Source organism: Ramlibacter sp., from assembly GCF_050250995.1.
Classification (GTDB): Bacteria; Pseudomonadota; Gammaproteobacteria; order Burkholderiales; family Burkholderiaceae_C; genus Ramlibacter.
Map to the genome: position 1 here is coordinate 54,662 of NZ_JBFWNP010000031.1, position 9,093 is coordinate 63,754.

At 68.6% G+C, this 9,093-nt stretch carries 10 protein-coding genes; 7 read left to right on the top strand and 3 right to left on the bottom strand.

What is annotated here, in order from left to right:
• Positions 1-757: 757 nt before the first annotated feature.
• The 3 genes from AB7E83_RS18590 to AB7E83_RS18600 are packed head-to-tail and all read right to left on the bottom strand — an operon-like array spanning position 758 to position 3,361.
• The gene (locus AB7E83_RS18590) at positions 758-919 is read right to left on the bottom strand and encodes a DUF2474 domain-containing protein (protein WP_428572105.1); all 162 of its coding nucleotides are present in this window, start codon (positions 917-919) and stop codon (positions 758-760) included.
• A complete protein-coding gene (gene cydB / locus AB7E83_RS18595) occupies positions 919-1,929 on the bottom strand; it encodes a cytochrome d ubiquinol oxidase subunit II (protein ID WP_428572107.1) in 1,011 nt (336 codons plus the stop codon). Before cydB ends, AB7E83_RS18590 begins: the two co-directional genes overlap by 1 nt.
• Entirely contained in the window at positions 1,919-3,361 is a 1,443-nt protein-coding gene (locus AB7E83_RS18600) for a cytochrome ubiquinol oxidase subunit I (RefSeq protein ID WP_428572109.1), read from the bottom strand. Before AB7E83_RS18600 ends, cydB begins: the two co-directional genes overlap by 11 nt.
• Before the next feature lie 93 nt (positions 3,362-3,454).
• Between AB7E83_RS18600 and AB7E83_RS18605 the strand changes: the two genes are divergently transcribed.
• The 7 genes from AB7E83_RS18605 to AB7E83_RS18635 all read left to right on the top strand — a co-directional run.
• Complete coding sequence (locus tag AB7E83_RS18605; RefSeq protein WP_428572111.1) at positions 3,455-4,168, top strand: RraA family protein; 714 nt, start codon at positions 3,455-3,457, stop codon at positions 4,166-4,168.
• A 25-nt stretch (positions 4,169-4,193) separates the two neighbouring features.
• A complete protein-coding gene (locus tag AB7E83_RS18610; protein ID WP_428572113.1) occupies positions 4,194-5,180 on the top strand; it encodes a Bug family tripartite tricarboxylate transporter substrate binding protein in 987 nt (328 codons plus the stop codon).
• 10 nt (positions 5,181-5,190) lie between these two features.
• Positions 5,191-6,138 carry a TauD/TfdA dioxygenase family protein gene (locus AB7E83_RS18615; protein WP_428572115.1) on the top strand — a complete coding sequence of 316 codons (948 nt, stop codon included), beginning with the start codon at positions 5,191-5,193 and terminating at the stop codon, positions 6,136-6,138.
• Positions 6,139-6,160: 22 nt separating this feature from the next.
• The gene (locus AB7E83_RS18620; RefSeq protein WP_428572117.1) at positions 6,161-7,045 is read left to right on the top strand and encodes a TauD/TfdA dioxygenase family protein; all 885 of its coding nucleotides are present in this window, start codon (positions 6,161-6,163) and stop codon (positions 7,043-7,045) included.
• A gap of 23 nt (positions 7,046-7,068) precedes the next feature.
• Complete coding sequence (locus AB7E83_RS18625) at positions 7,069-8,052, top strand: Bug family tripartite tricarboxylate transporter substrate binding protein (protein ID WP_428572119.1); 984 nt, start codon at positions 7,069-7,071, stop codon at positions 8,050-8,052.
• A gap of 5 nt (positions 8,053-8,057) precedes the next feature.
• Positions 8,058-8,954, top strand: coding sequence for a TauD/TfdA dioxygenase family protein (locus AB7E83_RS18630; protein WP_428572121.1), 897 nt, complete (start codon positions 8,058-8,060; stop codon positions 8,952-8,954).
• Positions 8,955-8,989: 35 nt separating this feature from the next.
• The coding region (locus tag AB7E83_RS18635; protein ID WP_428572125.1) for a LysR family transcriptional regulator at positions 8,990-9,093 on the top strand (104 nt) is incomplete at its 3' end.

The window sequence follows — 9,093 nt, forward strand, 5'->3', positions numbered from 1 at the left end:
CGAGGATTCCTTCAGGCCGAAACCTCGTCCAGCAACGCCACGCACGGCCGGGCCGCGGCGCGATGGCTACGGCGTCGCTTTGAGGCCGCTGTCGCGGCCCCACGCGATCCCTCGCGCCGAGCAGCCTCGCGGCCCGGCGCCATGAACTCGCTACGAGTTTCCTTGCGGAAACTCTCCGCTCAAACAGCATGGCGCAGCTAGATGACGTACGCGCTTCTCGATACGCGCCTGCCGGCGCTCTCGTAGAAGCGCTGGGCCGCGAGGCCACTCGGCGCGAGCGCCTGTGCTTGACTCGCGCCGCGGCCCGGCCATGCGTGGCGTTGCCGAGATCAAGTAGCGCACCACCAGGCGGCGTGCCACCCCTCCACTGCAAACCCGCGCGTGGGCAGGCTGCGACGCGAGTCAAGCACAGGCGCCTGCGGCGGCGGGTCATGCGGCCCAGCGCGGTGTACGAGAGCGCCGCAGGCGCGTATCGCACCGCGTGTACGTTGACTGGCTGCGCCATGCTGTTTGAGCGGAGCGTTTGACGCTTGCGGCAAACGCGCAGCGAGTTCATGGCGCCGGGCCGCGTGACCTGTCGGCGCAGGGGATCGCGTGTGGACGCGAAGCGTTCACAAAGCGACGCCGTAGCCATCGCGTCGCAGCCTGCCCACGCGCGGGTTTGCCGCGAGGTTGTCGAGAGAACAAAAGCGCAGCCTGCCCACGCGCGGGTTTGCCGCGAGGTTGTCGAGCGTAGAACACGGTCGTCTCTCCGCAATCACGTAGACAACCCCGCCCCCCGCATCGCCATCTTCAGCAACCACGCGACCAGCCCGAGCGACGCGACGCCCGCGATCCAGAAGCCCACCAGCCACGCAAGCCGCTGCCACAGCGGACGCACATCGGCCTCATCGCCGGCATCCTCGATGCGACGCGCCATCAGTGGTACCCGTCCTCCGCCCGCACCTTGCCGCGGAACACCCAGTAGCTCCAAGCGGTGTACCCCAGGATCACCGGCACGATCGCGAGCGCGCCGACCAGCGTGAAGGCGAGGCTCTTGTCCGGGCCGGCGGCCTGCCAGATCGACATCGAAGGCGGAACCACGTTCGGCCACAGGCTGATGCCGAGGCCGGAATAGCCGAGGAACACCAGGGCGAGCGTGAGCAGGAAGGGCATCGTGTCGCGACGAGGATCGCCGAGCGTCTTCAGCAGCATCGCGCCGCATGCCACTACCAGCAGCGGCACCGGCGAGAAGACGAGCATGCCGGGCCACGAGAACCACTTCTGCGCGACCTGCGGCTGCGCGAGCGGCGTCCACAGGCTGATGACGCCGATGACCGCGAGCAGCACGAAGGTGAGCACGCGGCCGTGCGCGCGCAGGCGCTCCTGCAACGGCCCCTCGGTCTTCATCACGAGCCACGTCGCGCCGAGCAGCGCATAGGCCGCGATCAGGCCGAGGCCGACGAAGAGCGGGAACGGCGCGAACCAGCTGAATGCGCCCGCGACGAACTTGCCGTCCTGCATCGGCACGCCCTGCAGGAACGCGCCGAGCGTCACGCCCTGGAAGAAGGTCGCCACGTAGGAGCCGCCGGCGAACGAGGCGTCCCAGAAATGACGGCGGCCTTCCGACGCCTTGAAACGGAACTCGAAGGCCACGCCCCGGAAGATCAAGCCCACCAGCATGAAGATGAGCGGCAGGTGGAACGCGCTCAGGATCGCCGCGTACGCGACCGGAAACGCGACGAAGAGCCCCGCGCCGCCGAGCACGAGCCAGGTCTCGTTGCCGTCCCACACGGGCGCGACCGTGTTCATCATCACGTCGCGGTCGGCCTTGTCCGCGTGGAACGGATAGAGGATGCCGATGCCGAGGTCGAAGCCGTCCATGACCACGTACATCATCACGCCGAAGAGGATGAGGACGGCCCAGGCGAGGGGCAGGTCAACGTTCATCACGGCCTCCGGATGGGGAAGGCGCTTCCGCTTCGAGCTCGTCGAAGCGCTCCGGCGCCGCCGACATCGGCCGCATCGGCTGGCGCTTCTTGCCCGCGCCGCCGTCGGGAATCTCGCTCTCGCCGATCTCCGGCCCCTTGCCCACGATGCGCAGCAGGTACACGGTGCCCGTGCCGAATACGAGCGCATACACGACCACGAACAGCGCGAGCGTGAAGCCGACCTGCGCCGCGCTGTGCGCGGACACGCCGTCGGCCGTGCGCATGATGCCGTAGATCACCCACGGCTGCCGGCCGACTTCGGTGGTGATCCAGCCGGCGAGGATCGCGACGAGCCCCGCCGGCCCCATCGCGAGCGCGAAGCGCAAGTAGGCGCGCGAGGCGTAGACGCGCGCGCCGCGCAGCAACCACACCCCTGCGGCCGCGAGCAGGATCGTCAGCATGCCGAGCCCCACCATCACGCGGAAGCTCCAGAAGACGATGAGCGAATTGGGCCGGTCTTCCTTCGGGAATTCCTTCAGGCCGGGGAACTGCCCGCTCCAGGTGTGCGTGATCAGCAGGCTGCCGAGGTTCGGCACGGCAACCGGGTAGCGAGTTCGTTCCGCCTCCATGTCCGGGATGCCGAAGAGCAGCAGCGGCACGCCCTGGCCCGGATGGTTCTCCCAGTGCCCTTCGATCGCTGCGAGCTTCGCGGGCTGGTGCTTCGCCGTGTTCAATCCGTGCAGGTCGCCGACGAAGGCCTGCAGCGGCGCGACGAGCACCAGCATGCCGAGGCCCATCGCCATCATCTTGCGGATCGGGCCGTTGTCGTTGCCCCGCAGCAGATGCCAGGCGGCGCTGGCGACCACGAACAGCGCGGTGGCGAGAAAGGCCGCGAGCACCATGTGGACGAGCCGGTACGGAAACGAGGGATTGAAGACGATCGCGAACCAGTCGAGCGGCACCACGCGCCCGTCGACGATGGCGTGGCCCTGCGGCGTCTGCATCCAGCTGTTGGAGGCAAGGATCCACGTGGCGGAGACGAGCGTTCCGAGCGCGACCATGAGCGTGGCGAAGAAGTGAAGGCCGGGACCCACCTTGCGCATGCCGAAGAGCATGACGCCCAGGAAGCCGGCTTCGAGGAAGAACGCGGTGAGCACCTCGTACGCCAGCAAGGGGCCGGTGACCCCGCCCGCGAACTTCGAGAACTCGCTCCAGTTCGTGCCGAACTGGTAGGCCATGACGAGCCCGGAGACGACGCCCATGCCGAAGGCGACGGCGAACACCTTCTTCCAGAAATTGAAAAGGTCCAGGTACTCGCGATCGCGCGTCCTCATCCACAGCGCCTCCAGCACGGCGAGGTAGCTCGCCAGGCCGATCGTCAGCGCAGGGAAGACGATGTGGAACGAGATGGTGAAGGCGAACTGGATCCGCGCGAGGAGCAGGGCGTCCATGACGCTCGAATGGTAACCCCGGCGCCGCCGCGCGTACGGCCGGGCTCGGGTTCCCCGCCTTGCGGCCCCCTGTTCTTATAGTTAATATAAGTGATGGACTCCACCCCCGCCCACGTCTACCTGCGCGTCAACCGCGTCGCGCCCGAGCTCGTCGAACGCGCGCGCGCCGTCACGGTCGCGGACCTGCACGAGAGCACCGGCCATCTCTCGTACGCCGGCCTCATGTCGCCGCGCATGCGGCGCGTCACCGCCGGCCGCGCCGTCGGCCCCGCCATCACCGCGTTCTGCCGCGCGGGAGACAACCTCATGATGCACCGCGCGCTCAGCCTCGCGCAGCCCGGCGACGTGCTCGTCGTCGTCTGCCAGGGCGAGGGTTCGGGCGCGGTGTGGGGCGACCTCGCCACGCGCTTCGCCATGAAGCGCGGCCTGGCCGGCATCGTGGTGCAGGGCAACGTGCGCGACGTCGACACGGTCGCCGAACTCGGCTTCCCCGTGTGGGCCACCCTGGTGTCGCCCATGCATGCCGACAAGGGCAAGCTCGGCGGCGTCAACGTGCCCGTGGTCTGCGGCGACGTGGTCGTGCGGCCCGGCGACCTCGTGACGGCCGACGGGGACGGCGTGCTCGTCGTCGAGCGCAGGCACGTCGAGAAGGCGATCGCGGGCGCGGAAGCCAAGATGCGCCGCGAGGAAGAGGTCGCGCGCGAGATCGCCGGGGGCAAGTCCCTGTGGGACCTCACCGGCTCGGCCGCTGCGTTCGAAAAGCTCGAACCGATCGTGAAGGACGCCGCGTTCGACGACGAGGCCTGAATCAACAACGAACCCGAGACACCCCATGGACCGCAAGCAATTCCTCTCCACCGCCGTCGCGCTCGGCGCGGGCGCGGCGCTCTCGCCGATGGCCGCATTCGCGCAGGCCGGACGCTATCCGCAGAAAGTCGTGCGCATCGTCGTGCCTTACCTGGCCGGCGGCAACCTCGACGTGACCACGCGCCTCTTCGCCCAGCATCTCACCGAAGAGCTCGGCCAGCCCTTCGTCGTCGAGAACCGTCCGGGCGCGAACGGCAACACCGGCACCGAGCAGGTCGCCCGCATGGCGGCCGACGGGTACTCGCTCGTCATGGTCTCGGCGGGCACGCTGACGATCAATCCGGCGCTGTACCGCAACATGCCGTTCGACCCCGAGAAGGACCTGACGCACATCTCCATCGTGTCGACCGGGCCGATGGTGCTGCAGGTCAACCCCAACCTGCCCGCGAAGACGGTGCAGGAACTCGTGGAGCTCGCGAAGTCGCAGCCCGGCAAGCTGAATTTCGGCAGCGGCGGCAACGGCACGCTCGCGCACCTCTCGCTCGAGATGCTGAAGGCGCGCACCGGCGCGAACATCGTGCATGTGGCGTACAAGGGCACCTCGCTCGCGACCACCGACGTGATGGCCGGCCACATCCACGGCATGTTCGACACGCTGAGCACGGCCACCCCGCTCATCAAGGACGGCAAGGTGCGCGCGCTGGCGGTCACGTCGGCGAAGCGTTCGGCCGCCTTCCCCAACGTGCCGACGATCGCCGAAGCCGGCGTGCGCGACTACGTCGCCGAGACCTGGGCGGGCCTCGTCGGCCCGGCGGGCCTGCCGCGCGACGTGGTGGAGCGGCTGCAGACCGCCATCGCCAAGATCGCGGCGCGTCCCGACGTGCAGCAGAAGCTCGCCGCGGGCGGCAGCGAGGCCGTGGGCAACACGCCGGAGCAGTTCCGCCAGACGCTCGTGAAGGAGCGCGCGAGCTGGGGCGAAATCGTGAAGATCTCCGGTGCGCGCGCCGATTGAGGACCTGCCGATGCAAATCCATCCCCTTTCCTACGCCCTCGGCGCCGAGATCCGCGGCGTCGACCTGAGCCAGCCGCTCGACGACGTGACCATCGCGGCCATTCGCGCAGCCTGGGTCGAGCACCTCGTGCTGTGCTTCCCCGGACAGAGCCTCTCGCCGGCCCAGCAGATCGCGTTCTGCTCGCGCTTCGGCCCGCTCGACGACCACCGCAACCGTCCGCTGTGGAACCGGCCCGACTTCCCGGAAGTGAACATCGTTTCGAACAAGCCGCAGACCATCGGCGGCAAGAAGCTCATGACGCTGGTGGCCGACAAGTGGCACACCGACATGTCGTTCGCCAACCGGCCGGCGACGGCGAGCTGGCTGCATGCGCTGCAGCTTCCCCCCATCGGCGGCGACACGATGTTCGCCAACATGTACCGCGCCTACGAGGCGCTGTCGCCGAACATGAGGAAGCTCGTCGACGGCCTGCAGGGCGTGCATGACGTGAGCGGCGCGCCCGACTTCCACCGCTACACGCCCGAGGTGCAGGCCGAGCGCAAGCGCAACTATCCGCCGGTGGTGCATGCGGTGGTGAAGACGCATCCGGAGTCGGGCCGCAAGGGCCTGTTCGCCGGCGGCTTCCTCAAGCACTTCGTCGGCTTCACCGAACGCGAGAGCCGGCCCATCATCGACTTCCTCAACGAGTTCGCCACCGGACCCGAGTTCACCTTCCGCCACAAGTGGAAGCCGCAGGACGTGCTGATGTGGGACAACCGCTGCACGATGCATTTCGCGGTGCAGGACTACGACCCGACGCAGCTGCGCGTGCTGCAGCGCTGCACGCTGTTCGCGCCGGTCACGGGGCAGTACTACGACCCCGACGAAGCGGACGGCATCCGCAAGACCGAATTCACCCGCAACACGCCCGAGCCCGCGCGCGCCGTGGCCACGGCCGCCACCGCGGCCGCGATGTAAGCCCCACGAGGAACACCGACCCATGCAAGTCACGGAAGCACGGCGCACCGCCACCCCTTTGCCGGCCCCCATCGGCGCGGAGATCACCGGCATCGACGTCGCGTCGTCGCCGAGCGAGAGCGACTACGAGTTCATGCGCGACGCGCTGCACAAGTATTCCGTGATCGTCCTGCGCGGCCAGGACATCACGCCGCAGCAGCAGCAGGAATTCGCCTCGCACTTCGGCGAGCTGCGCACCTCGTTCTACAACCGCTACGGCGTGGCCGACGTGCCGGCGCTGTCAATCGTCTCGAATCTCAAGCGCGAGGACGGCGAGCACATCGGCATCGCCGACGCCGGCATGCTGTGGCATACCGACGGCTCGTACCTGAAGACGCCCGACATGTACACGGTGCTCTACGGCCTGCAGATCCCGCACCGGGATGGCAAGGCGCTCGGCGACACGGTGTTCTCCAGCGCGTGGGGCGCCTACGACGCGCTGCCCGACGACGTGAAGCAGGTCATCGATGGCCGTCCGGCCGTCCACAGCTTCACCGCGCACATCGAGAAGAAGCGGGCGAAGGGCCAGCTCAAGCGCGCGCCGCTCACCGCGCAGCAGCGCGACGCGCTGCCCGACGTCGAGCATCCCATCGTGCGCAGGCATCCGGTGAACGGCCGCAAGTGCCTCTTCGTGACCGAAGGGCACACGAGCCAGATCGTCGGCCTGCCGGAGAAAGAGGGCGCGGAGCTGCTCGACTTCCTCACCGAGCACGTGAAGAAGCCCGAGTTCCACTACCGCCACACCTGGCGCAAGGGCGACCTGATCGTGTGGGACAACTGCGCCGTGCAGCACCTCGCCGTGTTCGACTACGGCGACATTCCGCGCCGCCTGCACCGTGCCGGCATCGCGGGACCGGTGCCCGTCTGAAACGCATCGCAGGAGAACACATCATGCAAGCTCGCGCACTTCGACGCCACGTGCTCGGCGGCCTCGCCGCCCTGGCGCTCGCCGCATCCGTCGCGCCCGCGTTCGCGCAGGGCGCGTACCCGAACCGCCCCGTGAGGCTCGTCGTCGCCTATCCGCCGGGCGGCCCGCTCGACGTGCTGGCCCGCTCGCTCGCGCAGCCGCTCGGCGAAGCGCTCGGCCAGACCGTCATCGTCGACAACAAGGCCGGCGCGGGCGGCGTGATCGGCTCCGACTTCGTGGCGAAGGCCGCGCCCGACGGCTACACGCTGCTGTTCGGATCGACGCCGCTCACGATCCAGGAAACGCTGCTCGCGAAGCTGCCGTACTCCGTGCTGAAGGACTTCACGCCCATCGCCAAGATGGCCGAAGGCCCGCAGGCGCTCGTGGTCGGCAACTCGGTGCCGGTGAAAACGGTGAAGGAACTCGTCGACTACGGCAAGGCGCAGGGCGGCAAGCTCAATTACGCCTCGCCGAGCGCGGGCGGCTCCAACCACCTCGCCGCCGAGATGTTCAAGACGATGGCGGGCTTCTCGGCGACGCACGTGCCCTACAAGGGCGGGGCGCCGGCCGAGATCGACCTCATCTCCGGCCAGGTCACCTTCATGTTCGGCGCGTTCAGCAGCTCGATGGCGCAGGCCGAGCGCGGCCGCCTCAAGGTGCTGGGCGTGACGTCGAAGAAGCGCATGGCGACGGCGCCCGACGTGCCCGCCATCGGCGAGACGATTCCCGGCTTCGAGGTCGTGTCGTGGTACGGCGTGCTCGGCCCGCCGGGGCTGCCGCCCGCGATCGCGTCGCGCCTGAACGCGGAGATCAACAAGATCCTCGGCTCGCCCGAGATGAAGAAGCGCTTCGCGACGATGGACCTGGAGGCGACGGCGGAGACGCCCGAGCAATTCGCGAGCTACATCCGGCAGAACACCGCGATGTGGTCGAGGGTCATCAAGGAAGCCAACGTCAAGGCGGAGTGAGCGGCATGACGACGACCGAACTCGACCGCACCGAGACCTTCGAGGTCGTGCCCAGCGGCAAGCCCGCGGGCGCGGAGATCCGTGGCGTGGACATCGCGCGGGGCGTGTCCGAGGCCACGATGAAGAAGATCCTGGATGCGCTGCACGAATGGAAGGTGGTGGTGCTGCGCAACCAGCGCATCACGCCCGAGCAGCAGATCGCGTTCAGCCGCCACTTCGGCACGCTCGAGCCGCATGTGCTGCCCCAGTACCTCGTGCCCGGCTATTCCGAACTCGTGCGCGTGTCCAACGTGCTCGACGATGCGGGCAAGCCGATCGGCATGGTCGACGCGGGCCGCGTGTGGCATGCCGACGGCCACTTCCTGCCGAAGCCGAACCTGTATTCGATGCTCTACGCGCTGGAGATTCCGCACGACGCCAACGGCAAGCCGCTCGGCGCCACGTTGTTCGCGAATACCGCGCATGCCTACGCGCAACTGCCCGAGGCGATGAAGCAGCGCCTGCAAGGCCTGCGCGGCGCGAACTCGCTCGCCAACGTCTACGCGCGCATGCATGCGGAGAACGCCGCGAAGAACCGCCCGCCGCTCACCGAAGCGCAGAAGCGCGAGGCGATCCACCCGGTCGTGCGCACGCATCCCTTCACGGGCGAGAAGTGCCTATACGTCACGCGCGCGGCAACGGGACGCATCGAGGGCATGTCGCAGGAGGACGGCGATGCGCTCATCGGGGAGCTCGGCGACTGGTGCGTTCGCGAGGAAAACGTGTATGCGCACCAGTGGGCCGTCGGCGACGTCCTGATCTGGGACAACTGCTCCAGCCAGCACCTGGCGGTGGGCGACTATGCCTTGCCGCAGCGCCGGCTGCTTCACCGCACCACCGTCGCGGGGCTGGAGACGTTCTGAACACGGCCGCCGCGTCCCGCGTCAGCCTGCGGCTCGTGGAAATCTTCGTGGCCGTCGCCGCCGACGGCACGATGAGCGCCGCCGGCACGCGCCTTGGCATGAGCCAGGCCGCGGTGTCGCAGGCGATCACGCAGCTGGA

Coding starts and splice junctions, on each gene's coding strand:
- AB7E83_RS18590 (WP_428572105.1), bottom strand. CDS start 919: ATGGCGCGTCGCATCGAGGATGCCGGCGATGAGGCCGATGTGCGTCCG.
- cydB (WP_428572107.1), bottom strand. CDS start 1,929: ATGAACGTTGACCTGCCCCTCGCCTGGGCCGTCCTCATCCTCTTCGGC.
- AB7E83_RS18600 (WP_428572109.1), bottom strand. CDS start 3,361: ATGGACGCCCTGCTCCTCGCGCGGATCCAGTTCGCCTTCACCATCTCG.
- AB7E83_RS18605 (WP_428572111.1), top strand. CDS start 3,455: ATGGACTCCACCCCCGCCCACGTCTACCTGCGCGTCAACCGCGTCGCG.
- AB7E83_RS18610 (WP_428572113.1), top strand. CDS start 4,194: ATGGACCGCAAGCAATTCCTCTCCACCGCCGTCGCGCTCGGCGCGGGC.
- AB7E83_RS18615 (WP_428572115.1), top strand. CDS start 5,191: ATGCAAATCCATCCCCTTTCCTACGCCCTCGGCGCCGAGATCCGCGGC.
- AB7E83_RS18620 (WP_428572117.1), top strand. CDS start 6,161: ATGCAAGTCACGGAAGCACGGCGCACCGCCACCCCTTTGCCGGCCCCC.
- AB7E83_RS18625 (WP_428572119.1), top strand. CDS start 7,069: ATGCAAGCTCGCGCACTTCGACGCCACGTGCTCGGCGGCCTCGCCGCC.
- AB7E83_RS18630 (WP_428572121.1), top strand. CDS start 8,058: ATGACGACGACCGAACTCGACCGCACCGAGACCTTCGAGGTCGTGCCC.